Annotated in this window: 20 protein-coding genes, 4 pseudogenes and 1 riboswitch; of the genes and pseudogenes, 12 read left to right on the top strand and 12 right to left on the bottom strand. The window is 71.6% G+C overall.

Annotated elements, in window-relative coordinates:
• Nucleotides 1–26 precede the first annotated feature (26 nt).
• Both ACIRP7_RS08265 and ACIRP7_RS08260 read left to right on the top strand, forming a co-directional pair.
• Entirely contained in the window at nucleotides 27–1415 is a 1389-nt protein-coding gene (locus tag ACIRP7_RS08265; protein WP_403655316.1) for a PLP-dependent aminotransferase family protein, read from the top strand.
• 59 nt (nucleotides 1416–1474) lie between these two features.
• Nucleotides 1475–1963, top strand: coding sequence for a carboxymuconolactone decarboxylase family protein (locus tag ACIRP7_RS08260; RefSeq protein WP_403655314.1), 489 nt, complete (start codon nucleotides 1475–1477; stop codon nucleotides 1961–1963).
• A 61-nt stretch (nucleotides 1964–2024) separates the two neighbouring features.
• Here ACIRP7_RS08260 and ACIRP7_RS08255 read toward each other — a convergent pair whose 3' ends face one another.
• From ACIRP7_RS08255 to ACIRP7_RS08240, 4 genes and pseudogenes are all read right to left on the bottom strand, one after another.
• Nucleotides 2025–2819: an aminotransferase class IV gene (locus ACIRP7_RS08255; RefSeq protein ID WP_403655312.1), complete on the bottom strand. Its 795-nt coding sequence runs from the start codon at nucleotides 2817–2819 to the stop codon at nucleotides 2025–2027.
• 13 nt (nucleotides 2820–2832) lie between these two features.
• Nucleotides 2833–3072: pseudogene (locus ACIRP7_RS08250) on the bottom strand (monooxygenase); the annotation flags it as partial.
• Nucleotides 3066–3230, bottom strand: a pseudogene (locus ACIRP7_RS08245) (aminodeoxychorismate synthase, component I); the annotation flags it as partial. The pseudogenes ACIRP7_RS08250 and ACIRP7_RS08245, both read right to left, overlap by 7 nt.
• 254 nt (nucleotides 3231–3484) lie before the next feature.
• Nucleotides 3485–4348 carry a hypothetical protein gene (locus ACIRP7_RS08240; protein ID WP_403655936.1) on the bottom strand — a complete coding sequence of 288 codons (864 nt, stop codon included), beginning with the start codon at nucleotides 4346–4348 and terminating at the stop codon, nucleotides 3485–3487.
• A gap of 311 nt (nucleotides 4349–4659) precedes the next feature.
• Here ACIRP7_RS08240 and ACIRP7_RS08235 point away from each other — a divergent pair, with 311 nt between their 5' ends.
• Together ACIRP7_RS08235 and ACIRP7_RS08230 are read left to right on the top strand one after the other, a co-directional pair.
• Entirely contained in the window at nucleotides 4660–5511 is an 852-nt protein-coding gene (locus ACIRP7_RS08235) for an LLM class flavin-dependent oxidoreductase (RefSeq protein ID WP_403655310.1), read from the top strand.
• Nucleotides 5512–5621: 110 nt separating this feature from the next.
• A riboswitch (ZMP/ZTP riboswitch) is annotated at nucleotides 5622–5711 on the top strand.
• A gap of 41 nt (nucleotides 5712–5752) precedes the next feature.
• Entirely contained in the window at nucleotides 5753–7204 is a 1452-nt protein-coding gene (locus ACIRP7_RS08230) for a glycine hydroxymethyltransferase (RefSeq protein ID WP_403655308.1), read from the top strand.
• Nucleotides 7205–7254: 50 nt separating this feature from the next.
• Here the strand turns inward: ACIRP7_RS08230 and ACIRP7_RS08225 are convergent, their stop codons facing one another.
• The 3 genes and pseudogenes from ACIRP7_RS08225 to ACIRP7_RS08215 all read right to left on the bottom strand — a co-directional run.
• Nucleotides 7255–7899 carry a hypothetical protein gene (locus ACIRP7_RS08225; protein ID WP_403655934.1) on the bottom strand — a complete coding sequence of 215 codons (645 nt, stop codon included), beginning with the start codon at nucleotides 7897–7899 and terminating at the stop codon, nucleotides 7255–7257.
• Between the two features lie 254 nt (nucleotides 7900–8153).
• Nucleotides 8154–8594: pseudogene (locus ACIRP7_RS08220) on the bottom strand (hypothetical protein); the annotation flags it as partial.
• Nucleotides 8595–8596: 2 nt separating this feature from the next.
• Nucleotides 8597–8992: pseudogene (locus ACIRP7_RS08215) on the bottom strand (RNA polymerase sigma factor); the annotation flags it as partial.
• A 100-nt stretch (nucleotides 8993–9092) separates the two neighbouring features.
• Between ACIRP7_RS08215 and trpS the strand changes: the two are divergent.
• Nucleotides 9093–10106: a tryptophan--tRNA ligase gene (trpS, locus tag ACIRP7_RS08210; RefSeq protein WP_403655306.1), complete on the top strand. Its 1014-nt coding sequence runs from the start codon at nucleotides 9093–9095 to the stop codon at nucleotides 10104–10106.
• Nucleotides 10107–10290: 184 nt separating this feature from the next.
• Nucleotides 10291–10875 carry a 2'-5' RNA ligase family protein gene (locus ACIRP7_RS08205; RefSeq protein ID WP_403655304.1) on the top strand — a complete coding sequence of 195 codons (585 nt, stop codon included), beginning with the start codon at nucleotides 10291–10293 and terminating at the stop codon, nucleotides 10873–10875.
• Nucleotides 10876–10902: 27 nt separating this feature from the next.
• On the opposite strand, the gene ACIRP7_RS08200 is transcribed toward ACIRP7_RS08205, so the two are convergent.
• Together ACIRP7_RS08200 and ACIRP7_RS08195 are read right to left on the bottom strand one after the other, a co-directional pair.
• A complete protein-coding gene (locus tag ACIRP7_RS08200) occupies nucleotides 10903–11658 on the bottom strand; it encodes a decaprenylphospho-beta-D-erythro-pentofuranosid-2-ulose 2-reductase (protein ID WP_403655302.1) in 756 nt (251 codons plus the stop codon).
• A gap of 47 nt (nucleotides 11659–11705) precedes the next feature.
• On the bottom strand, nucleotides 11706–13088 hold the full coding sequence (locus tag ACIRP7_RS08195) for an FAD-binding protein (protein WP_403655300.1): 1383 nt from the start codon (nucleotides 13086–13088) through the stop codon (nucleotides 11706–11708).
• A gap of 168 nt (nucleotides 13089–13256) precedes the next feature.
• Between ACIRP7_RS08195 and ACIRP7_RS08190 the strand changes: the two genes are divergently transcribed.
• Nucleotides 13257–14168 (top strand): YihY/virulence factor BrkB family protein, encoded by a 912-nt coding sequence (locus tag ACIRP7_RS08190; protein ID WP_403655298.1) that lies wholly within the window; start codon nucleotides 13257–13259, stop codon nucleotides 14166–14168.
• Here ACIRP7_RS08190 and ACIRP7_RS08185 read toward each other — a convergent pair.
• Nucleotides 14113–15408 (bottom strand): D-alanyl-D-alanine carboxypeptidase family protein, encoded by a 1296-nt coding sequence (locus tag ACIRP7_RS08185; RefSeq protein WP_403655297.1) that lies wholly within the window; start codon nucleotides 15406–15408, stop codon nucleotides 14113–14115. The genes ACIRP7_RS08190 and ACIRP7_RS08185 overlap by 56 nt on opposite strands.
• Nucleotides 15409–15499: 91 nt before the next feature.
• Here ACIRP7_RS08185 and ACIRP7_RS08180 point away from each other — a divergent pair, with 91 nt between their 5' ends.
• From ACIRP7_RS08180 to ACIRP7_RS08165, 4 genes are all read left to right on the top strand, one after another.
• Nucleotides 15500–15760, top strand: a complete 261-nt coding sequence (locus tag ACIRP7_RS08180) for an SCO4848 family membrane protein (protein WP_352389107.1) — start codon at nucleotides 15500–15502, stop codon at nucleotides 15758–15760.
• A gap of 6 nt (nucleotides 15761–15766) precedes the next feature.
• Complete coding sequence (locus ACIRP7_RS08175; protein WP_403655295.1) at nucleotides 15767–17047, top strand: metallophosphoesterase; 1281 nt, start codon at nucleotides 15767–15769, stop codon at nucleotides 17045–17047.
• A gap of 194 nt (nucleotides 17048–17241) precedes the next feature.
• Entirely contained in the window at nucleotides 17242–18798 is a 1557-nt protein-coding gene (locus ACIRP7_RS08170) for an ABC transporter substrate-binding protein (protein WP_403655293.1), read from the top strand.
• Nucleotides 18799–18920: 122 nt separating this feature from the next.
• Complete coding sequence (locus ACIRP7_RS08165; protein WP_403655291.1) at nucleotides 18921–19319, top strand: ATP-binding protein; 399 nt, start codon at nucleotides 18921–18923, stop codon at nucleotides 19317–19319.
• Between the two features lie 27 nt (nucleotides 19320–19346).
• Here ACIRP7_RS08165 and ACIRP7_RS08160 read toward each other — a convergent pair whose 3' ends face one another.
• Both ACIRP7_RS08160 and ACIRP7_RS08155 read right to left on the bottom strand, forming a co-directional pair.
• On the bottom strand, nucleotides 19347–20801 hold the full coding sequence (locus ACIRP7_RS08160; RefSeq protein WP_403655289.1) for an ATP-binding protein: 1455 nt from the start codon (nucleotides 20799–20801) through the stop codon (nucleotides 19347–19349).
• Nucleotides 20798–21511 (bottom strand): response regulator transcription factor, encoded by a 714-nt coding sequence (locus ACIRP7_RS08155; RefSeq protein WP_403655287.1) that lies wholly within the window; start codon nucleotides 21509–21511, stop codon nucleotides 20798–20800. The genes ACIRP7_RS08160 and ACIRP7_RS08155 overlap by 4 nt, the downstream gene beginning before the upstream one ends.
• Before the next feature lie 165 nt (nucleotides 21512–21676).
• On the opposite strand from ACIRP7_RS08155, the gene ACIRP7_RS08150 reads away from it, so the two are divergent.
• The gene (locus ACIRP7_RS08150; protein WP_403655932.1) at nucleotides 21677–24085 is read left to right on the top strand and encodes an MMPL family transporter; all 2409 of its coding nucleotides are present in this window, start codon (nucleotides 21677–21679) and stop codon (nucleotides 24083–24085) included.
• Nucleotides 24086–24090: the final 5 nt, after the last annotated feature.

Raw genomic sequence — 24090 nt, 5'->3', positions numbered from 1 at the left:
GCAGCCCAAGGGTATGGTCCACTTCCATGGCGAAACCCCGGGCCACTTTCGGCATCGACCTGCATCTGGAACCCACCGGAGGGGGCGTCCGGCGGGGCCTCACCGACGCCCTGCGCGAAGCCGTCCGCACCGGCCGCCTCGCCCCCGCCACCCGGCTGCCCTCCTCCCGCGCCCTCGCCGCCGACCTGGGCATCGCCCGCAACACCGTCGCCGACGCCTACGCCGACCTGGTCGCCGAGGGCTGGCTCACCGCCCGCCAGGGCTCGGGCACCCACGTCTCGCAGCGAACGGTGGTCCCGCCCACCGGCCCCGCACCCCGCCCCCGCGAACCCGGGCGCCCCACCCACAACCTCGTCCCCGGCACCCCCGACCTCGCCTCCTTCCCGCGCGCCGAGTGGCTCAAGGCCGCCCGCCGCGCCCTCGCCACCGCCTCCTACCAGGCCCTCGACTACGGCGATCCGCGCGGCCGCATCGAACTGCGCACCGCCCTCGCCGAGTACCTCGCCCGCGCCCGCGGGGTGCGCGCCGACCCCGAACACATCCTGGTCTGCGCCGGCTTCTCGCACGGCCTGCGCCTCCTCGGCGCGGTGCTGCGGGCCCGGGGCGCCCGCACGGTTGCCGTGGAGTCGTACGGCCTCGACGTGCACTGGAACCTGCTCGCGGCCGCCGGGCTGCGGACCGTGCCGCTGCCGTTCGACGAACGCGGCACGGACCCGGGGGAGTTGAGCGACCAGGACGCGGTGCTGCTCACCCCCGCCCACCAGTTCCCGATGGGCGGCACCCTGCACCGCGACCGTCGCGCGGCCGTCGTCGAATGGGCGCGCCGCACCGGCGGGCTGGTCGTCGAGGACGACTACGACGGCGAGTTCCGCTACGACCGCCAGCCCGTCGGCGCCCTCCAGGGCCTGGACCCCGACCATGTCGTCCACGCGGGCACGACCAGCAAGTCCCTCGCCCCCGGCCTCCGACTGGGCTGGCTGGTGCTGCCGCCCGGCCTCATGGAGGAGGTGCTGACCGCCAAGGGCGGCATCGACTCCTGCGGCTCCCTCGACCAGCTGACCCTCGCCGAGTTCCTGACCTCCGGCGCCTACGACCGTCATGTGCGCGCCGCCCGACTGCGCTACCGGCGCCGCCGCGACGCCCTCGTCGCCGAACTGGCGCGGCGCGCCCCGAAGGTCCACGCCACCGGGATCGCGGCCGGACTGCACGTGGTGCTGCGGCTCCCGCCGGGCACCGAGCAGTCGGCGCTGCGGGCGGCGGCCTGGCAGGGCCTCGCGATCCACGGCCTGCACCGCTACCAGCACCCCGAGGCCGGCGTCGAGCGGCGCGACGCGCTCGTCGTGGGCTACGGGACACCGCCGGACCACGCCTGGTCCGGAGCACTGGAGGCACTGTGCGCGGTATTGCCCGAATAGCGCCGTCCATTTCAGCTGTTCCTCATTCCGGAATACGGTCGCGTGGATATAGTCACCCCATGAGCAGCAGGGCATCCATATCCCGTGTGGCCCTGAAGAAAATCACTCCCGACGTGTCGGCGGCGATGGGCTCCCTGCACGCCGCCGCCGTTTCCGCGGCTCATGACGCCAAGGTCGAACCGGAACTCCTGGAACTGATCCGGATCCGCGCCTCGCAGATCAACGGCTGTGCCTTCTGCCTCGACATGCACACCAAGGACGCCCGTGCGGCGGGCGAGACCGAGCAGCGGATCTACGCCCTGAACGCCTGGCGGGAGACCCCCTTCTTCACCGCACGCGATCGCGCCGCACTGGCATTGACCGAGGCCGTGACCCTGGTGCACGACGGCCAGGTGCCGGACGCGGTCTACGCCGAGGCCGCTGAGGTCTTCGACGAGACGCAGATCGCGGCGCTGATCTGGGCGGCGACCGTCATCAACGCGTACAACCGGATCGCCATTGCCACGCGCATGGCGCCGGGGAGTTATCAGCCGACGCCGAAGAATTGAATTCGGGCATCTTTGAATGCGCTGGACCGTTTATGGTCCGGCGCATTTTCCGGTAGGGAATTCACCTGCTCGGCAGCGGCACCATGAGGCTGTCCAGCCACGCCCGCCATTCCGGGGCGCGCCGCGCCGGTGCCGCCTGCAACGGCCCTCCGATCCATTCCGTCACCGGCCGGATTCCGTGCAGCGCGTTCACCAGCCACACCTCACGGCCGTCCAGCCCGGCCACGGTCCGTTCGCGGTGGGAGACGGGGATGCCCTCGCGTCGGGCCCGCTCCTGGACGAGGGCGACGGTCACCCCGGGCAGGACCGGCAGCCGGGGCGGAGGCAGACACAGGGTGTCGTCCTCCCACCACAGGACGCTGGCGGTGGCCGCCTCCAGCACGGAGCCGGAGAGCGCGACCAGCACCGCCTCGTCCGCCCCCTCGCCGGACGCCCGCTCGCGCACCCGGGCGAGGGCGCCGAGGTCCGGCCCCTTGCGACGGGGCACGGTCCGTGGATCGTCCTGGCCCGTGGCCCAGACCCGCACGCCGGTCCCGAGCGGAGGAGCGTGTCGCAGCAACAGCCGCAACTCCAGGGAACCGGCGGTGAGTTCGATGCGGGGGAACCACTCGCCCGTACGGGGCAGCGCGTCGGTCATGTCCCGCCAGAACTCCAGCAGCCGACGCAGCGGCGGCCCGCCCGCCTCGCCGCAGGTCCGCAGGAACCGCTCCCGGTGGCGTTCGAGCCCGCGCACCCTGCCGTCCCGCACCAGCCACGAGTCCGCGACGAGCAGGGGTGTCGTCGGCTCCGCGGCAGGGGTCAGCCCACGGGCCGGTGACCACACCGACAGCCCCTCCACGACGACGGGTTCTGTCACAGCCGCTCCTTCCTCAGTACTTTCGGCCGGCGTTCACCGGCGCTCCGTGGCGTGGCCCGTACGGGGCGTGCTCCAGCCACGAGCCGCACCACGGCAGCACCGGCGCGAGCGCCGCCGCCGCCCGCTGACGAGCCCGGACGATCCGGCGCCGGGGCCGCAGGTGGTCCAGGGCGGCCCCGGCGGCGGCACTGTTGAACAGCGCCGCGGACCGCCGTACGTCGGCGAAGGCCTCGATCGTCCCGCCCGCGATGGCTCCGCCACGTCCACGTCCCCGAACCGCAGGAACGCCGCGTAGGGGGCCGGGTTGACCCGGCGCAGCACCCGGTAGAACGCGTACGCGTCCGGCGGAGCGGGTAACCGGGCCGCGTTCGTCAGACAGACCTCGTAGCTCGTGCCCGCTCGCAACGCCCGGCTGCTGCGCGCTCGCGGCCAGCATGGCCCACTCCCAGGAATGGAAGTCGGCCTCACGGCCCGACACCACGTGATAGGCCACGGTGACGGTGACGGGATTACTGCGCACGCCGTCGTATACGCAGGGCCTTTCACGGCACGTTCAAATCTTCAACGAAGCTTTTTCGGCTGCCCGGATCGTGACTCTTTATCGGCCTTTCGGTCGGCATGGCTCATTCTGTCGAGCTGTACCGAAAGTAACTTGAGCAACCCCTTTACAGAATTCGGGAAGGAGAATGCGGAGCGGAATGCTCCGGGGCTTCCCCGAACCTGGCCAGCGCCAGCGCCCCCGCGACGGCCACCGCGAACCCCAGCACCGCCACCCACGTCAGCCCCTCCCGCGTACGGTCCCCGAGCCACACCACCCCCACCAGCGCCGGCCCGATCGTCTCCCCGATCACCATCCCGGCGGTCGCCGTGGTCACCGACCCCCGCTGCAGCGCCGAGGTCAGCGACAGAAAGGCCGCACCACCACCGACGAGGAGCGCGTACGTCGCCGGGTTGGCCAGCAGCGCCGACGGCGCGAGCGAGTCGATCAGGCGTACCGCCACCTCGACCACCCCGAACCCGAACCCGGCACCCAGCCCGAGCGCCAACGCCCGCCCCCGGTCCGGCAGTCGCCCACCCAGCAGCGCGAGGACCAGCACCGCCAGGGCCGTTCCGAGCATCGCGTACTTCAAGGCCGCAGGGCCGCCCCGGTCGCCCTCCGTCCCGGACGCGATCCCCAGCAGCGCCATCCCCGCGCACACCACCCCGACCGGGCCCCACTCGGCCCCGCCGAGCCGAACCCGAAGCAGCCGCGCCGACACCACCGCGGTCACCGCGAGACTCGACGCGAGCGCCGCGCCGACCGCGTAGATCGGGACCGACCGCAACGCGGCGATCTGCAACAGGAAGCCCACCCCGTCCAGGGCCAGCCCCGCCAGATACCGCCACTGCCGCACCGCCCGCAGGAACAGCGTCACCGCGAACGCCGTCCCCTCGCCGTCACCGCCGTCCGCGTCCGCCGCACGCGCCGCCATCGCCTGTAGCACGGTGGCCGTGCCGAAGCAGACCGCGGCACCGAGAGCACACACCATTCCGAAGAGCACGAAGTGACCTTAGGGGAGGCGGTGACGGGCGGGTCGGTTCCGGACCGGCTCTCACTGATCTCCCACTGTCCGCAGGACACGAGCCGTGTCCCCGAGGCCGTGTCCGCGAGCGGCCCGCGAAAAACGCGTTGTCGCACTCCGCCCGACGGCGTTACGGTCGCCACACTCTGACGCACACGCTCTCTGGAACCATCGCCGCAGAACGGGAGCAGGTCCGCGCACAGCGCGCGGCACCACGGAGGGGCGGCACCGGATCCGGCCGACCGGCGGATCCCGTACGCCCTCCGGAGGACTCTCCCATGAACATCGGCCTCGGCCTTCCCGTCGACGACCCCGCCCGGCTGCTCACCTGGGCCCGGCGCGCCGACGCGGGCCCCTTCAGCACCCTCGGCCTGCTCGACCGCCTCGTCTACGACAACCCCGAGCCCCTCGTCACCCTGGCGACGCTCGCCGGCGCCACGTCCCGCATCCGCGTCCAGACCGAGGTACTGCTCGCACCCCTCCACAACACCGCCCTGCTCGCGAAGCAGACCGCGACCCTCGACCGCCTCTCCGGCGGCCGCTTCACGCTCGGCGTCGGTGTCGGAGGCCGCGAGGACGACTGCCTTGCCGCCGGCACCGACCTCCACCGCCGGGGCCGCCGTCTCGACGAACAGATGACCCTGCTGCGCCGCACCTGGTCCGGAGAGCCGTACGGCGAAGGCATCGGCCCCATCGGTCCCGCCCCCGCCACCCCCGGTGGCCCGGAGGTACTGTTCGGCGGCTTCGCCCCCGCTGCCCTCGAACGCGTCGGCCGCTTCGGCGACGGATTCCTCGGCGCCGCCCTGCCGCCCTCCTTCATGTCCAACCTGTTCCGCGCCGCCGAAACGGCCTGGGAGAAACACGACCGCCCCGGCCGCCCCCGCCTGGTCGCCCAGGCGAACGTCGCTCTCGGCCCCGACGACACCCTGGACCGGGCCCGCCGCAACCTCCGCGACTACTACGCCTTCAGCGGCCACGTGGAATACATGGAGGCCGGTCTGCTCACCACACCGCGTCAGATCCGCGAGACCGGCGACGCCTATGTCGGCATCGGCGCCGACGAGGTGATGCTCTACTGCTGGGCCTCGGACACCGACCAGATCGACCGCCTCGCCGACGCCCTGTTCTGAGGTCCTGCACCGCGCCGGCTTTGAGGCCCCCGGTCCCTGTCCCGGCCTCGAAGCCGTCGCTCGCATGGTGGACGTCGCGCAGGTGCCCTTCGGCGTGCCCGGTAGGCTGGCCGGCAGGCCGTGACTGGCGCGCAGGGATGGGACGGACCATCGGGGAGCGGCCTGTGAGTGACCAAGTGCCGTGCGCCTGGGCCGAACCGTGATCCGTGACCGCTTCAAGCCACGCAGCCCGGAGGCCGCCATGTCAGAGGAGCAGCCCCTGTCCACCGAGTCCACGGCCTTCCGGGCCGCCCTCGACGTGATCCGCGCCGTCGAGCCGCGCGTCGCCGACGCCATCGGCCAGGAGGTCCACGACCAGCGCGAGATGCTCAAGCTGATCGCCTCCGAGAACTACGCCTCCCCGGCCACCCTCCTCGCGATGGGCAACTGGTTCAGCGACAAGTACGCCGAGGGCACCATCGGCCGCCGCTTCTACGCCGGCTGTCGCAACGTCGACACCGTCGAGTCCCTGGCCGCCGAGCACGCCAGGGAACTCTTCGGCGCCCGGCACGCCTACGTCCAGCCGCACTCCGGCATCGACGCCAACCTCGTCGCCTTCTGGTCCGTCCTCGCCCAGCGCGTCGAGGTCCCCGCCCTGGAGAAGGCCGGCGTCCGTCAGGTCAACGACCTCTCCGACGCCGACTGGGCCGAGCTCCGCCAGGCCTTCGGCAACCAGCGCATGCTCGGCATGTCCCTGGACGCCGGCGGCCACCTCACCCACGGCTTCCGCCCCAACATCTCCGGCAAGATGTTCGACCAGCGCTCCTACGGCACCGACGCCGCCACCGGCCTCGTCGACTACGACGCGCTGCGCGCCTCGGCCCGCGAGTTCAAGCCGCTGATCATCGTCGCCGGCTACTCCGCGTACCCCCGTCTGGTGAACTTCCGGATCATGCGGGAGATCGCCGACGAGGTCGGCGCCACGCTCATGGTCGACATGGCGCACTTCGCCGGTCTCGTCGCCGGCAAGGTCCTCACCGGCGACTTCGACCCTGTCCCGCACGCCCAGATCGTCACCACCACCACCCACAAGTCCCTGCGCGGCCCGCGCGGCGGCATGGTGCTGTGCGACGACTCCCTCAAGGACCAGGTCGACCGCGGCTGCCCGATGGTCCTCGGCGGCCCGCTCCCGCACGTCATGGCCGCCAAGGCCGTCGCCCTCGCCGAGGCCCGGCAGCCCTCCTTCCAGGACTACGCCCAGCGGATCGTCGACAACTCCCGTGCCCTGGCCGAGGGTCTGATGCGCCGGGGCGCGACCCTGGTGACCGGCGGCACCGACAACCACCTCAACCTGATCGACGTGACCTCCTCCTACGGCCTCACCGGCCGCCAGGCCGAGGCCGCCCTGCTCGACTCGGGCATCGTCACCAACCGCAACGCCATCCCGGCCGACCCCAACGGCGCCTGGTACACCTCCGGCATCCGCATCGGCACCCCCGCACTGACCACCCGTGGTCTCGGCACCGCCGAGATGGACGAGGTCGCCGGACTCATCGACCGCGTCCTCACCACCACGGAGCCCGGCACCACCAAGTCGGGGGCGCCCTCCAAGGCCCAGCACGTCCTGGACCCGAAGGTCGCGGACGAGATCTCCCACCGCGCCACCGACCTCGTGGCCGGTTTCCCGCTGTACCCGGAGATCGACCTCGGCTGACACCCGTCCTCCGTTGAGTCCTCTCTTGAGTTGTCAAAGACCGGTGACTCCTAGAGATCGATGAGTTCCTGGCGTGGTTCGTCCCGCGGCGGTCCGGCTCCTGGCCCGGCCGCCGCGCGGCGTATCAGCCGCGTGCCGCCGGCTCCCGCGGCGAATCCCGCGACGAGCCCCGGCACCGCCCACCACACGCCACGCTCCGGACCGGACGAACCCTTGGCACCGTCGCCCTGCCCCTGACCGGCACCGCCCGCGAGGCCCGCCCGGTCCAGCCGGTCGAACACCGCCCGGGGCGCCCGGTGCCAGCGGATGTCGTCGTCCTCCCGCTCCGGCGCCGGATCCGAGCGCACCCACGGCGTGCCGTCCCCGGCCAGGAACAGCTGGTCCTGCCGCGCCACCGCCACATCACCACCCGGCGCCGAATCCGTCCGGGGCCAGCCGCCCACCCCCGTCAGCCCCCACACCACGGTGAACCGCACCGGCGGATACCGGACCTCCTCCCAGGCGGCCGAGACCCGCTCCGTGCCCGTGTCCGTGGGCTGCAGCAACTCCCACAGGCGAGTGAAGTACGGCTCGTCGGCACGCACGGCCTTCGTCCGCCCCGACCCGCCGGTGACGACCATCGCCAGGTGGGGCCTGTCCAGGACCGCCTCCCGCGCCGACGGTGCCGCCGCGTCGGCCGCGGGCGCCGCGAGCACGGTCACCGCCGCCGCCACCGCCGCCACCGGTGCGAGCACCGCGAGCGCCCTGCGCGGCCCGAGCCGAAGTCCTGCGAGTCTGCTCCGCACTGCCGTCCCCCTCGATCGACGCACCCACGCTTCCCCAAGCTCGCGAGCACCTCCTTTCGTCACCCATCACGCGTTTCCTGCCGCGGCCCCGGCTTCCCGCGCAGCGAGCCGCGTGTCACTTCTGGTACACCGCCCGGCCCGGCGGGGTTCCCACCTCGCCCGCACTAATGCGAGGGCTTCCCGGCGCCCTCGCTCCCGGGCTCGCCGAGGGAGCGCGCGATGTCCACGGCCCGCGCCTTCGATGCGACCCCCTCCAGCCGCAGCGTCACCTCCGGCACGTCCAAGACGTCCGACCCGTGCGTCCACAGCAGCGTCGGCCCGGCGGTGCGCTGCTCGCGGGTGTAGTGGGAGCCCGCCGCGTCCACCAGCCAGAAGCTCAGCAGGTGCGGTCGCGGAAACCACAGAGCCGTGTCCTTGACCGCTTCGAGGTCCGAGGGGTCCGAGGAGTCCCCGCGCAGCGAGAGCCACTCCGGCTGCTCCCGCACACTCTTGGTGAAGCCGATGTCCAGACGGGCCGGGTACTCGTCCAGCCGGACGGTGCGCCCCCGCTCACGCCAGCACAGGCTCACCGGGGACCGCCCCTGCGGCTCGGCCGTCACCGTGACCGTGCGGCGCGGCGCTCTATCTCCACGGCCGCGGCCGCCGGGTCCGCCGATTCCGGTATCAGCGGCTCGGCCTCCGCGAAGGCCGCCTCACGACCGACGAGGGTGCGCTGGCGTGCCGCCGTGCGCACCGTGTTCCTCGTCTCATTGGCCACGATGGACATGAACCACGGCTTGAAAGCCGAGCCCTCCCTGAAGCGGCCCAGCGAGCAGTACGCCTTGACGAAGGCCTGCTGCACCACGTCCTCCGCGTCCGCTCCCGCCCCGAGCGCGGTGGCCGCTCGCATCGCCAGGCCGGTATGGGCCCGCACCAGCTCCGCGTACGCCTCCGGGTCTCCGGCGCGTACGCGTTCGATCACCGCGGCCTCATCGACGATGCGGCCCCCCTCCCGGGTCCTCACACGATGGATACACCGCCCGGACCGAATCGGTTCCCACCCGTGGCACATCTGTTTCCGGCTGGTTCCGGATCGCCCCCCGCCACCTGAGAGAATGGTGAGCATGGCTTCAGACCGACCCCGCGTGCTCTCCGGAATCCAGCCCACCGCAGGCTCGTTCCACCTCGGCAACTACCTCGGCGCCGTCCGCCAGTGGGTGGCCCTGCAGGAGACCCACGACGCGTTCTACATGGTCGTCGACCTGCACGCGATCACGGTTCCGCAGGACCCGAAGGAGCTCACGGCCAACACCCGCCTGGCCGCGGCCCAGCTCCTCGCCGCGGGCCTCGACCCGGAGCGCTGCACGCTCTTCGTCCAGAGCCACGTCCCCGAGCACGCCCAGCTCGCCTGGGTCATGAACTGCCTCACCGGCTTCGGCGAGGCCTCCCGCATGACCCAGTTCAAGGACAAGTCCGCCCGGCAGGGCGCCGACAGCGCGAGCGTCGGCCTGTTCACGTACCCGATCCTCCAGGTCGCGGACATCCTGCTCTACCAGGCCAACGAGGTCCCGGTCGGCGAGGACCAGCGTCAGCACGTCGAGCTGACCCGCGACCTCGCCGCCCGCTTCAACGGCCGCTTCGGCGAGACCTTCACGATCCCGAAGCCGTACATCCTCAAGGAGACGGCGAAGATCTACGACCTCCAGGACCCGTCGATCAAGATGAGCAAGTCGGCGTCCACGCCGAAGGGCCTCATCAACCTCCTCGACGAGCCGAAGGCCACCGCCAAGAAGGTCAAGAGCGCGGTCACGGACACCGACACCGTCATCCGCTACGACGCCGAGAACAAGCCGGGCGTCAGCAACCTGCTCACCATCTACTCGACCCTGACCGGCACCGGCGTCCCGGAGCTGGAGCACCAGTACGAGGGCAAGCTCTACGGCGCGCTCAAGACGGACCTCGCCGAGATCGTCGTCGACTTCGTCACGCCGTTCCGGGAGCGGACCCAGCAGTACCTGGACGACCCGGAGACACTGGACTCGATCCTGGCCAAGGGCGCGGAGAAGGCCCGCGCGGTCGCCGCGGAGACCCTCTCCCAGACGTACGAGAAGGTCGGCTTCCTGCCCGCCAAGCACTGATCGCCGCCCGGCCCGTCGGCACCGGCGGCGGGCACCGGGCGTACCACCGCACACAGCACCACCGGACAGAGCGCTGCACATCACTATGCCTGCGCCTGCCCACAGCACAGCCGTGGCCGTACAGTCGATAGGCGGACGGCCGGGAATGAATCCGACAGGGCGACAGGGACGAACAGGAGACGACGTGGGGACCGTAACGATCGGTGTGTCGATCGCGGTCCCGGAGCCTCACGGCAGCCTGCTCCAGGAGCGGCGCGCGGGCTTCGGCGACGCCGCGGCTCACGGTATCCCCACCCATGTCACGCTGCTGCCGCCCACAGAGGTCGAGGACACCGCGCTGACCGCCATCGAGGCGCACCTCACCGAGGTCGCCGCGGCGGGCCGGCCGTTCCCGATGAAGCTGTCCGGCACCGGCACCTTCCGGCCGCTCTCACCCGTCGTCTTCGTCCAGGTCGCCCAGGGCGCCGAGGCCTGCACCTGGCTCCAGAAGCAGGTCCGTGACGCCTCGGGACCGGTCGCGCGGGAACTCCAGTTCCCGTACCACCCGCATGTCACGGTGGCCCACGGCATCGACGAGGCGGCCATGGACCGTGCCTTCGAGGAGCTCGCCGACTTCGAGGCCGAGTGGCCCTGCACCGGCTTCGCGCTCTACGAACAGGGCGCCGACGGGGTGTGGCGCAAGCTGCGCGAGTTCACCTTCGGGAGATCGGTCGTACCGCCGCAGGCGGGACACGTGGAGCGCGGCTCCCTGCCCACGAGCCAGTTGTAACTCCTGGTACAGCTGCTGTAACCGCAGTCACAGCGGCAGCCGCCGGAACACCGCCCGCGGGACATGCCGCACCGCAGCCATCACCACCCGCAGCACTCCGGGCACCCACACCGTCTCCGAGCGGCGCCGCAGACCCAGCTCGATCGCCGTCGCGACGGCCTCCGGAGTGGTCGCGAGGGGCGCCTCCTCCAGACCGGCCGTCATCCTCGACCGCACGAACCCGGGCCGTACGACCATCACGTGCACACCCGTGCCGTGCAGGGCGTCGCCGAGCCCCTGTGCGAAGACGTCGAGGCCGGCCTTGCTGGAGCCGTAGATGAAGTCGGCGCGGCGGGCGCGCTCGCCGGCGACCGAGGAGAGCACGACGAGCGAACCGTGCCCCTGGGTCTGCAACGCGCGCGCGGACACCAGACCGGCCGAGACGGCGCCCGTGTAGTTGGTCTGCGCCACCCGCACCGCGGCGACCGGCTCGCGCTCGTCGTGGGCCTGGTCGCCGAGGATCCCGAAGGCGAGCAGCACCATGTCGATGTCGCCCTCGGCGAACACCTTCCCGAGCACCGCCTCGTGGGACTCGGGGTCCAGCGCGTCGAAGGCGACGGTGTGGACCTCGGCCCCCAGAGAGCGCAATTGCGTGGCGGCCGACTCCAGGGCGGGGGACGGGCGTCCCGCCAGCCACACCGTGCGGGTGCGACGGACGACGAGACGGCGGACGGTGGCCAGCGCGATCTCGGACGTACCGCCGAGGACGAGCAGGGACTGAGGGATGCCGAAGGCGTCCTTCACGAGCAGCTCCTTGGGAGGGCCGGGGATCTTCAGAGGACTCAGAGGACTCAGAGGGCGAGACGGCGGGACAGGTCGGAGGCGAACACCCCGCGCGGATCCAGCTGCGCGCGCAGCGCGCGGAAGTCGTCGAGGTGCGGGTACATCGCGGCGAGCAGCTCCGGCCGCAGGCGGGAGTCCTCGGCGAGGCAGACCCGACCGCCGGCCGCGGCCACCACCTCGTCCAGCTCGTCGAGGAGGGCGCCGAGGCCCGGCAGGCCGGCCGGGACGTCCAGGGCCAGGGTCCAGCCGGGCGCCGGGAAGGAGAGCCATCCGGGATCGGCGTCCCCGAACCGCTTGAGGACGGCGAGGAAGGACGGGCACCGCTGTCCGCTGACCCGCCGCACGATCCGGCGCAGCGCCTCCTCCTGGCCGTGTCCGACGACGAACTGGTACCGCACGAAGCCGCCGCGGCCGTAGACCCGGTTCCAGTGGGGCACGCCGTCCAGCGGGTGGAAGAAGGCGGAGATCCTCTGCAGCCGGCCGGTACGCGCGCGGGGCGCCTTCCGGTACCAGAGCTCGTTGAACAGCCCCACGGTCGTGCGGTTGACCAGACCCTCGGGAAGGAAGGCGGGCGGGCCCGGGAAGCGCGGGGGGCGGAAGGCCGGCGGGTCTCTACGCGCGCGTGTGCCCCCGGCAAGCGGCCCCGCCGCCCCCAGCTGCCCCGCCGTCTCCAGCGAGGCGTGGTCGCCCCGGGTCAGCACCGCCCGCCCCGTCGCCGCCCCGCGGGCCAGCAGGTCGATCCAGGCGACCGAATAGCGGTAACCGCGATCCCCGGTGGTCAGACGGACCATCAGATCGTCCAGGTCCCGCGTGCGTTCGGTGTCGACCGACATCAGCGAGGTCTCGACCGGCTGCATCTGGACCGTCGCGGTGAGGATCATCCCGGTCAGGCCCATGCCGCCGGTGGTCGCGTCGAACAGGGGCGTGCCGCAGCGCACGGTGCGGATCGCGCCGTCGGCGGTGAGGAGCTCGAAGCACAGCACATGGCGGGAGAAGGAGCCGGACACATGGTGGTTCCTGCCGTGGACGTCCGCGCCGATCGCACCGCCGACCGTGACGTAGCCGGTGCCGGGCGTCACCGGAACGAACCAGCCCAGGGGCAGCAGCACCTCCATGAGCCGGTGCAGGGAGACGCCCGCGTCGCACAGCACGGTGCCGCCCTCGGCGTCGATCGCGTGGACGCGGTTCAGAGCGGTCATGTCGAACACCGCGCCGCCGGCGTTCTGCGCCGCGTCCCCGCAGGCCCGCCCCAGGCCCCTCGGGATGCCGCCGCGGGCCCCGCGGTCCCGGACGGCGGCCACGGCCTCCCCGTAGCTCCGCAGGCGGATCGGACGGGCCGCGGTGGGGGCGGTGCGGCCCCATCCCGTGACGGAAACGGTGTCGGCAGACATGCCGGTGACCGTATCGCCGCTATAGGGGCAATCGGCTCATAAACCTCATCTCCCTACTCGGAATGGGTGATTAATGGGATGTCGCTCAATATGGCCGGAGTTGCCGACTGGGGAGGTTCGAAGGGGTACTCACACATCGGTCTTCCGCACGGAGGGCAAGATCCGCTCATGGACTGGCTGAAGAGACTCCCCGTCGTCGGGCCGCTCTGGGTGCGCCTGACGGCCACGCACGCGTGGCGGTCGTACGAGCGGCTGGACCGGGTGAAGTGGACCCGGCTGGCCGCAGCGATGACGTTCTCCAGCTTCGTCGCGCTGTTCCCGCTGCTCACCGTGGCCGCCGCGATCGCCGCCGCCACGCTCAGCACGGAGCAGCAGAACGACCTCCAGGACAAGATCGCCGACCAGGTCCCCGGCATCTCCGACCAGCTGAACATCGGCGACCTGGTGCAGAACGCCGGCACCGTCGGCCTCATCGCCGCGGCCGCCCTCCTGTTCACCGGCATCGGCTGGGCCGGGTGGATGCGCGAGTGTCTGCGCGCAGTGTGGGAGCTGCCCGACGAAGAGGAGAACCCGATCCTGCGCAAGGGCAAGGACCTGGGCATCCTGGTCGGGCTCGGCGGCGCCGTCCTGGTCACGCTCGCCATCTCGACCGTCGCCTCCGGGCTGGTCGACTGGATCGGCGGCGGGCTCGGCCTCCAGGAGGGCGGCGCGGGCCGGGCCCTGCTGCGCGTCGCCGCGTTCGTCATCGCCGTACTCGCCGACTTCCTGCTCCTGCTGTACGTGCTGACCCTGCTGCCCGGGGTCGAGCCGAGGCGCCGCCGGCTGTTCGTCGCCGCGCTGACCGGCGCGGTCGGCTTCGAACTGCTGAAGCTGCTGCTGAGCGGCTATATGCAGGGCGTGGCGACGAAGAGCATGTACGGCGCGTTCGGCGTCCCCGTCGCCCTGCTGCTGTGGATCAACTTCACGGCGAAGCTGGTGCTGTTCTGCGCCGCGTGGACGGCGACGGGGAGCAAGGAGCAGGAGTTCACGGACGGGGCGAGCGACGACGTACCAGATCCGGCAGCGGCCAGCGGCGGTTGACGAGGAACGCGGCGCCCGCGAGCAACACGACGAGTCCGCCGGCGATCGCGAAGGCGGTCCCCATGCCGCGGGAGCCGCCGTCGGCCGTGGCCGACGCGACCGGCTTCGCCGAAGCCCCCTGACCCGCGGACTTCCCGGAGCCCCCGGAACCGCCCCCGGCCTCACCGGAGGTCCCCGGCTGCGCCGCGCCCTTGGGCGGCACCAGCTCCCCCACCGGCTGCACCTTTCCGGCCGCCCTGAAGCCCCAGTCGAAGAGCTTTGCGGTCTCCTTGTAGACCTCGTTGTGCTCTTCCTTCGACGGGTTCATGACGGTGACGAGCAGCACCCTGCCATTGCGCTCGGCGACGCCCGTGAAGGTGGCGCCGGCATTGGTGGTGTTGCCGTTCTTCACACCTGCGATGCCCTGGTACTGCGCGATGTCGTAGTCGCCGCTCAGCAGCCGGTTGGTGTTCTGGATCTCGAAGGGCTTGCGGACGGGCTTGCCCTTCTTGTCCTTCTTCGACTCGCCCGGGAACTTCGCGGTGACCGTCGAGCAGTACTCGCGGAAGTCCTTCTTCTGCAGACCGGAGCGGGCGAACAGGGTCAGGTCGTAGGCCGAGGAGACCTGGCCGGGGGCGTCGTAGCCGTCGGGGCTGACCACATGCGTGTCGAGGGCCTGGAGCTCCTCGGCGTGCTCGTTCATCTCCTGGACGGTTTTGACGACGCCCTTGTTCATCGCCGACAGGACATGTACCGCGTCGTTGCCGGAGCGAAGGAAGACGCCGAGCCACAGATCGTGGACCGTGTACGTCTCGCCCTCCTTTATCCCGACCAGGCTGGAGCCGGCGCCCATGCCCGCGAGGTCGGAGGGGACGACCTTGTGCCTGCCGGTCTTGGGGAACTTCGGCAGGACGGTGTCCGCGAAGAGCATCTTCATGGTGCTCGCCGGGGGCAGCCGCCAGTGCGCGTTGTGCGAGGCCAGCACATCGCCGGACTCGGCGTCGGTGACGATCCAGGAGCGCGCGGTGATGTCCTTCGGCAGCACCGGCACCCCGCTCGCGAGATTGACCTGTGTGCCCGCCTGGCCGAGCCGCGCGCCGCCCACGGTCGACATGCGCGCCGGGGGAGTGGCGCTCGGGGACGCGCTCGGTGACGGATGGGGAGCCGCGAGGGCGACGGGCGCGGTCAGCGCGAGGGACGACAGGGCGGCGGAGGTGACCAGCAGGGATCGCCCGGCGGTCTTCTTGTGGGGTGCGGACACGCTCAGGAACGTACATGCCGCGGACGGTGAAGTCCCGGCGCCCTCCCCACCCCGGCCGCCGAATCGGACAACGGACCGCGATACTGGACCCATGAAGCTCAGCCGCCCCGTCTCCTGGTTCCTGCTCGCCTTCGGGGTGTGGAGCTGGATCATCTGGATCACTTTCGTCAAGAACCTCGTCAAGGACGCCAGCGGGCTCGCGTTCGACGACGCGGGCGACCCGACGGGCTACTTCTGGGTGCACCTGCTGCTGGCTGTCGTCTCCTTCGTACTGGGGACGGTCGTCGGGCTCATCGGGTTGCGTTCGGTGCGCGTACTGCGCCGGAACTCACAGCCGACCCCCGAGAGTTAGCAGACCGTGGTCATCGTCTTCGCACTGCTCGCCCTCACCGTCCTCGTGACGGCCAACTGGTACCTGTGGCGTCGACTGTTCCGCGACACCACCGAAGGTCCCGGCCGGGTCCGCCGCGCGGGCGCGGTGCTCATCGGCGGTGGCTGGGTGCTGGCGGTCGCCGCTCTGGTCGCGGAGCGCACGGGCGCCCCCTTCTGGCTCCAGCGCGTGCTCGCGTGGCCCGGCTTCCTGTGGCTGGCGCTGTCGATCTACCTGCTGCTCGCGGTCGTGGCGGGAGAGGCCGTACGGCCCCTGCTGCGCCGTTTCCTCGAACGCCGGGACGGGCGCGGGCAGCCGGCCGTGGCAGCCGTACCGCAGCCGGAGCGGGTGCCGGCGGGAGCGCCGGGCGAGAAGTCGCAGGAGTCGGGCGAGGGCGGGCCGGCGTCCGAGGAGCCGCGGGAACCCGGGCTGCCCACCCCGGCCCCCTCCCGCCGCCTGTTCGTCTCCCGGGTCGTCGCCGGAGCCGCCGCAGCGGCCGCCGTGGGGACCGTCGGCCAGGGCACCTATGGCGTCCTGCGCGGCCCCAGGGTCAAGCGGGTCACCGTGCCGCTGGCGAAGCTCCCGCGCGCGGCGCACGGCTACCGGATCGCGGTGGTCAGCGACATCCATCTGAGCCCGGTGCTCGGCCGCGGGTTCGCCCAGAAGGTCGTCGACACCATCAACTCCACCCGGCCCGACCTGATCGCGGTCGTCGGCGACCTGGTCGACGGCAGTGTGAAGGACCTCGGCCCGGCCGCCGCTCCCCTCGCCCGGCTAGAGGCACGGCACGGCTCGTTCTTCGTCACCGGCAACCACGAGTACTTCTCCGGCGCCGAGCAGTGGGTCGAGGAGGTACGGCGGCTCGGTCTGCGCCCACTGGAGAACGACCGCACCGAACTGGCCTGGTTCGACCTCGCCGGCGTCAACGACATCGCGGGCGAGAGCGAGGGCCAGGGCCCCGACTTCGCCAAGGCCCTCGGCGACCGGGACACGGCACGCGCGTGCGTGCTCCTGGCCCACCAGCCGGTCCAGATCCACGACGCGGTCGACCACGGCGTCGACCTCCAGCTCTCCGGCCACACCCACGGCGGCCAGCTCTGGCCCGGCAACCTCGTCGCGGAGCTCGCGAACCCGACCGTCGCCGGTCTGGAGCGCTACGGCGACACCCAGCTCTACGTCAGCCGCGGCGCCGGCGCCTGGGGCCCGCCCACGCGTGTGGGTGCCCCGTCGGACATCACGGTGATCGAACTGGCGTCGAAGCAGGCCTGAACAACGTCTGGAGGATCTTCTCCGGGAGACTCTGTGGGAGCCCTGTGAAACATGGCCGAAATGCCTTGCGGTAACGTCTTGCCCAACTCCCCAAATCCCTCTTCCCCCAGGTGAAACACCTGTGATTAGGTGATCCGCGCCACTAGGGGTGGCATGTGCACTGGGACCCGCAGGGGTCCGGGGAGGGCAAACCGATGCGGTCGGTTCGCATGCGGATTCTCGCGACGCTGCTCGTTCTGGGAGTCGTGGGAGTAGGGGGCTGGCAGTTGCTCCCCGCAGAGGGGAGCGCGGGCAAGGCGATGAAGGTGGGGACGACCGACGAGGTCACCTCACTCGATCCGGCCGGCGCCTATGACGCCGGTTCCTGGGCGCTGTTCAACAATGTCTTCCAGTCACTGCTCGCCTTCGAACCTGGCAGTGTCACGCCCGTGCCCGACGCGGCCGAGAGCTGTGCCTTCGAGGGTAGTGATCTGCGCACCTACCGCTGTGTGCTGCGCCAGGGGATCACGTTCCCGAGCGGCCGCGAGATGACCGCGAAGGACGTCAAGTACTCCTTCGACCGGGTCAAGAAGATCAACTCCGACGTCGGTCCGGCCGCCCTGCTGGACACCCTGGAGTCGGTCGGTGCCAGCGGCCGGACGGTCACCTTCCGGCTGTCCTCGCCCGACGCCACCTTCCCGTTCAAGGTGGCCACGGGAGCCGGCGCCATCGTCGACAGCACCAAGTACCCCGCGAACTCCCTGCGCAAGGACAACGGCGTCGACGGCACCGGGCCGTACGAGCTGACGTCGTACACGAAGGGCAAGGAGGCGGTCCTCGCGCCCAACGGCGACTACAAGGGCGAGATCAGCAGCACCGGGCGCCCAGTCGAACTCGACTACTACGGCGACTCGGCCAAGCTGAACAGTGCCTGGAAGGCGAAGCAGATCGACGTCGCCTACCGCCAGCTGCCGCCCAGCGTGCTCGCCGCGCTGAACCCGAGCGACCCCGGCCAGCGCGTCTCGGAGGCCGACAGCTCCGAGGTCCGCAACCTCTACCTCAACACCCGCGCGGGCAGGCCGCTGCACGACGTCAAGGTGCGTCAGGCCATGGCCTGGCTGATCAACCGCGAGCAGCTGGCCGCCTCGGTGTACGAGGGGACCGTCGACCCGCTCTACTCGCTGATCCCGGCCGGCATCACCGGCCACACCACGTCGTTCTTCGACGCCTACCCGGAGCCGAGCGTCAAGAAGGCGCGCGCCCTGCTCACCGAGGCCGGCGTGAGCACCCCGGTCGACTTCACCTACGGCTACGGCCTGAACAGCGGTTCCGCCGCCGCGGAGGCCAAGGAACTCAAGAAGCAGCTGGAGGCGAGCGGCCTGTTCAAGGTGACCCTCAAGGGTTACGAATGGACCGACTTCCAAAAGAGCTGGGCGACCGGGAAGCTGGACGCCTACGCGGTCGGCTGGGTCGCCGACTACCCCGACCCGGACACCTACGGCTCCCCGCTGGTCGGCACCGACGGCACCATGAACACCGGCTACAGCAGCAACGAGGTCGACCACCTGATTCAGGACAGCCAGCGCTACGCCGACCGCGGCGAGGCCGAGCAGGACTTCCGCGACGTCCAGGCGTCGATCGCCCACGACATCCCGGTGATCCCGCTGTGGCAGGCCAAGGACTACGTCGTGACCACCGAGGACGTCGGTGGCGGCCAGTACCTCTCGGACGGCACCGGGGTCTTCCGGCTCTGGCGCCTCAGCTGGATCTGACCCCGACGTCATCGCGCCGTATCCGGCGCGTTTGCGCAGCACCGGCATTGGCCCGGGTGACGCCGGGCAGCCACTCGACGCAGCACCATGTGGCGGAGGTGTGCGCGGGGTGAGGAGCAGACGTGCTGAGACGCAACTCCTTCCGGCTGCCCCGGCATCCGGCTTCCGTCGGTCTCGCCCGGCGCCGGGTCCGCGACCATCTGGCCGACTGGGGACACGGAACGGATGATCCGGCGCTGGCCGACGCGGTCCTGCTGGTGTCCGAGCTGGCCACCAACGTGGTACGCCACGGGCCGCTCCTGGAGCGGGAGTTCGAGGTCGCGGTGACCGCCCTCGCGGACGGCTCCTGCCTCATAGAGGTCTCCGACGAGGGCCTGCTGGAACCCCGGCTGCGGGTGGTCGGCCAGTCCGAGGAGACCGGCCGGGGCCTGCACCTGGTGGAGAACCTCGCCACCGCCTGGGGGGTGTGGAACCGGGGCCGGCACGGCAGGACCGTGTGGGCCCTGGTGATGGCCGACTGAGCGGACGGCAGGACGTACGGCGTCGAGTCACTGCCCCGCCGGCACCCGCACCGGCAGGGTGACCGTCACCGCCAGCCCCTCGCCCGGGGCCGTGCGCACCGCCACCTCGCCGCCGTGGGCCCGCACCACCCCCTGCACGATCGCCAGGCCCAGGCCGCTGCCCGCGCCGCCGCCGACCCGGAAGAACCGGTCGAAGACGCGGGCCGCGTCCTGCGCCGACAGCCCCGGACCGTCGTCCGCGACACACAGCCGTACGATCCCGTCCTCGCGCTCCACCGTCAGCCGCACCGGCACCTCGGGGGGCGTGTGCGTGCGCACGTTGCCCACCAGGTTGCCCAGGACCTGTCGGAGCCCCGACTCGTCGGCCCGCACCAGCACGGAGCCCTCGGCGGCGACCTCGACGGGCCGGTCGGGCTGCTGCACCCGCAGGTCCTCGGCCGCGTCCCGCACCAGCCGGCTCAGGTCGACGTTCCTGAACCGCAGTTCGGGCTGCTGGTCGAGGCGGGCGAGGGTGAGCAGCTCGTCGACGAGCCGCCCCATCCGGTCGGTTTCCGCGAGCACCCTGGCCCAGGCGCGCTTGCGGTCGTCCGGGTCGGACAGCATGCCCTTGTCGTACAGCTGGAGGTAGCCGCGTATCGCGGACAGCGGGGTGCGCAGCTCGTGCGAGGCGTCGGCGACGAAGCTGCGCAGCTGGGCCGCGCTGCGCTCGCGCGTGCGGTACGCCGACTCGACCTGGTGGAGCATGGAGTTGAGGGCGACCCGCAGCTGCTCGACCTCCAGGGTGGCCTCGCAACTGGAGGGGATGCGCCGGGTCAGATCGCCCTCGGCGATCGCCGACGAGGTCTCCACCATGTCCTCCAGCGGCCGCATCCGGCGCCGGACGCTGAACATCGTCAGACAGGCCAGCAGGGCGAGCAGCAGGGTGCCGATCGCGAGATCGAGCTTGACGGCCTTGGCGACGCCCTGGTGCAGGACGTCGGTGGGCGCGGCGAGCAGCGCGTACGTGCCGTCGCCGAGCCGGGCCGCCGTGGCGCGGTAGGTGGAGCCGTCCATGGTGACGTCGTGCGGCGCGGAGTCGGCGGCGAGCGCGCGCGGGTCGCCCGCCGCCTTCGCCAGGCCCCGCTGGGACTCGGTCGGATCGAAGCCGAGGATCCCGATCGGCTCGCCCCGGCCGTCGACGGCCGCGAAGACGGTCTCGGCCGTGTGGTCGTCGTCCTGCTGGGCGGGTATGAGCCGGTCGCGGACGAAGCTCAGCATGGTCAGCGAGTCGATCTCCCGCAGGGTGAGCTGCGAACCGGCCAGGGAGTCGCGGGTCTTGAGGAGCTGGCTGTCGATCTGGTCGAGCAGGTAGTACCGCATGCCCATCACGCTCACGGCGGTCGCCGCGACGATGCCGATCGCGAGCAGCGCCACATTGGCCAGCGTCAGCTTGGCGCGCAGCGAGTGGATGCCGGGTCGGGGACGAGGCGGGCGCAACCTCATGCCAGCCCGTATCCGACACCCCGCCGGGTGGTGATCACCGGCGGTCCCAGGGCGTCCAGCTTGCGCCGCAGATAGCTGATGTAGGTCTCCACGACGGTCGACTCGGGCGGGGTGTGCTCGTACTGCCAGACGTGGCGCAGGAGTTGCTCCTTGGGGACGATCCGGCCGCCGTTGCGCACCAGGAAGCGCAGCAGCGCGTACTCGGTGGGGGTGAGCTCGACCGTGCGGCCGTCGCGGTGCACCGAGTACGTCGTCTCGTCCAGCTCCAGGTCGCCGTAGCGCAGCGGCGGGCGCTGCGGCAGGACGTCGGCGGGGCGGGTGCGGCGCAGCACGGCGGTGATCCTCGCGACGACCTCGTCGATGTTGAACGGCTTGGTGATGTAGTCGTCGCCGAAGCCGAGGGCGCCGACGATCTCGGCGGGGGAGTCCCGGGCGGTGAGGAAGACCAGGGCCAGGTCGGGCCGCCGCGCGCGCAGTTCACGGCCGAGGGCGCGCCCGTCGCCGTCGGGCAGCATGACGTCGAGCAGGGCCGCGTCCGGGCGGGTGCGGTCGGTGAGCGCGAGCGCCTCGCGGACGGAGCCCGCGACCATCGCCTCGAACCGGTGGTAGCGCAGGGCGATGGCGAGGACGTCGGCGATGCTCTCCTCGTCCTCCACCACCAGCACGGTGCCCGGACTCTTCGTCTCTCCCCCGGCGATGCCCCCAGTCATGCTCCCAGTATCGACGGGCCCACTGACAACCGCGCGGCTTCGCTGCTTTGGAGTTCCTTGTGACTCATGGCGTGCCGCCCCCACGCGCGCGTGGCGCCACCGAATCTGTTGCGCAGGACCTGGGGGACCAACCGACCGAGTAAGGAGCTGTTGAGCGTGGCGGCATTGGCACGGTGGTGTTACCGGCACCGGCTGGTGGTCCTGTTGCTGTGGGTGGGGGCGTTGTTCGGCCTGGGCTTTTCGGCCTCGACGGCGGGCACGGACTACGCGAACGTCTTCTCCCTCCCGAACACGGACTCCAAGCGCGCGTACGACCTGATGGAGAAGGCGTTCCCGCAGAGCGCGGGCGACACCGACACGGTGGTGTGGAAGGTCGACGAGGGCTCGGTACGGGACCAGGCCGTACGGTCCCGCGTCCAGCCCGCACTCGACAAGATCGCCGGCATGAGGGGCGTCGGTGGCGTGACCAGCCCCTACAAGGCAGGCGCGGCCCAGATCAGCGGCGACGGACGGATCGCCTACGCCCAGATCACCTTCACCGACCAGGCGAACGCCGTACCCAAGGAACTGGTCCAGGACGTCGTCGACACCGCACAGGGCGCCGAACGCGCCGGACTGCAGGTCGAGTTGGGCGGTCAGGCCATCCAGCGGGTGCAGGAGCCGCCCACCGGTCTCGCGGAGATGGTCGGCATCGTGGCGGCGGCCGTCGTGCTGTTCCTGGCCTTCGGCTCGCTCTACGCGATGCTGCTGCCGCTCGCCGTCGCCGTCTTCGGTGTCGGCATGGGCCTGTTCTCGACGCAGCTGCTCAGCCACGGCACCGACATCCCCGACCTGGCCCCCCTGCTGGCCACCCTGATAGGCCTCGGCGTCGGCATCGACTACGCCCTGTTCATCGTCACCCGGCACCGCAAGGGCATCCTGCGCGGCATGGACCCGGAGGAGTCGGCGGTCACCGCCCTCAACACCTCGGGCCGTGCCGTGCTGTTCGCGGGCGGCACGGTGTGCATCGCGCTCGCCGGGATGCTGGTGACGAACCTGCGCTTCCTTGACGGCGTGGTCATCGGCACCTCGCTGACCGTGGTCCTCAGCGTCCTCGCGGCCACCACCCTGCTGCCGGCGCTCCTCGGCTTCCTGGGCAGGCGGGTGCTCAGCCGCCGGCAGCGACGCAGGCTCGCCGCCACCGGGCCCGAGCCGGAGCGGACGAGCGGACTGGCCGCCCGCTGGTCGGCGGGCGTGCAGAAGCGCCCGCGCCGGACCGCCGTGCTCGCCCTCGCCGTCATGGCCGTCCTCGCGCTGCCGGTGCTGTCGCTGCGCCTGGGCGCGACCGACCAGGGCAACGACGACACCACGACGACCACCAGGAAGGCGTACGACCTGCTCGCCGAGGGCTTCGGCCCCGGCTTCAACGGACCGCTCCAGGTGGTCACCGACGGCGGCGACGCCACCGCTCTCGTCAAGGGCATCCAGGGCACGGAGGGGGTCGCCCGGGTCGCCGCGCTGCCGCCCGCGCGGGGCGTGACGGTGATCCAGGTCGTCCCGACCACGTCACCGCAGTCCGAGGAGACCGACCGGCTCATCGACACCCTGCGGGACGAGGTGATCCCGCAGGCCGGGGCGCAGGCCCACGTGGGCGGTGTCACGGCGGTCTCCAAGGACTTCGCGACGGTCACCGGCGACCGCCTCCCGTTCTTCATCGCGACCATCATCGGCCTCGGCTTCCTGCTCCTCCTGGTCGCCTTCCGGTCCCTGGTGGTGCCGCTGACGGCCGCGGTGATGAACCTGATCGCGGCGGCCGCCTCCTTCGGCGTCCTCGTGGCCATCTTCCAGTGGGGCTGGGGACTCGACCTGCTGAGCCTCGGCAAGGAGGGTCCGATCAACGCCTTCCTGCCGGTCATCATGCTGTCCCTGCTGTTCGGCCTCTCGATGGACTACCAGGTGTTCCTGGTCAGCCGGATGCACGAGGAATGGGTCCACACCAAGGACAACGCCCGCGCGGTCCGCGTCGGCCTGGCCGAGACCAGCCGCGTGATCAACTCCGCCGCCCTGATCATGGTCTGCGTGTTCCTGGCGTTCGTCCTCAGCGGCGACTCCGGGGCGGCGATGGCGGGCGTGGGCCTCGCGGCCGCCGTGGCCCTGGACGCCTTCATCCTGCGCACCGCCCTGGTGCCGGCCGCGATGCATCTGCTCGGCGACTCCAACTGGTGGCTGCCCAAGGGGCTGGAGAAGCGGCTGCCGCACCTGGCGGTGGAGCCGAAGGAGGAGGCGGCCGCGCCGACCGAAGCTCCCGCGAGCGGCGGCCCGGCATCGGCCGTCCACGGCTTCGTCCGTACGACGGAGGGGGAGCCGCTGGAGGGCGCCGCGGTGACGCTGCTGTCGGCCGGGGGCCGGCAACTGGACCGGGTGGAGTCACTGGCCGACGGCTCGTACATCGTCTCGGTGCCGGAGCCGGGAACGTATCTGCTGGCGGCCACGGCCGCGTCCTACGGCTCACGCGCGCGGCACGTCGTCGTGGGCGAGGGGCCGCTGGTGTACGACGTGGAACTGGCCGACGGTGAGGTGGACGCCGTCAACTGACGTGA

The organism is Streptomyces sp. NPDC102270 (assembly GCF_044766405.1).
Taxonomy (GTDB): domain Bacteria; phylum Actinomycetota; class Actinomycetes; order Streptomycetales; family Streptomycetaceae; genus Streptomyces.
This window is presented reverse-complemented; position numbering and strand designations above follow the sequence as displayed.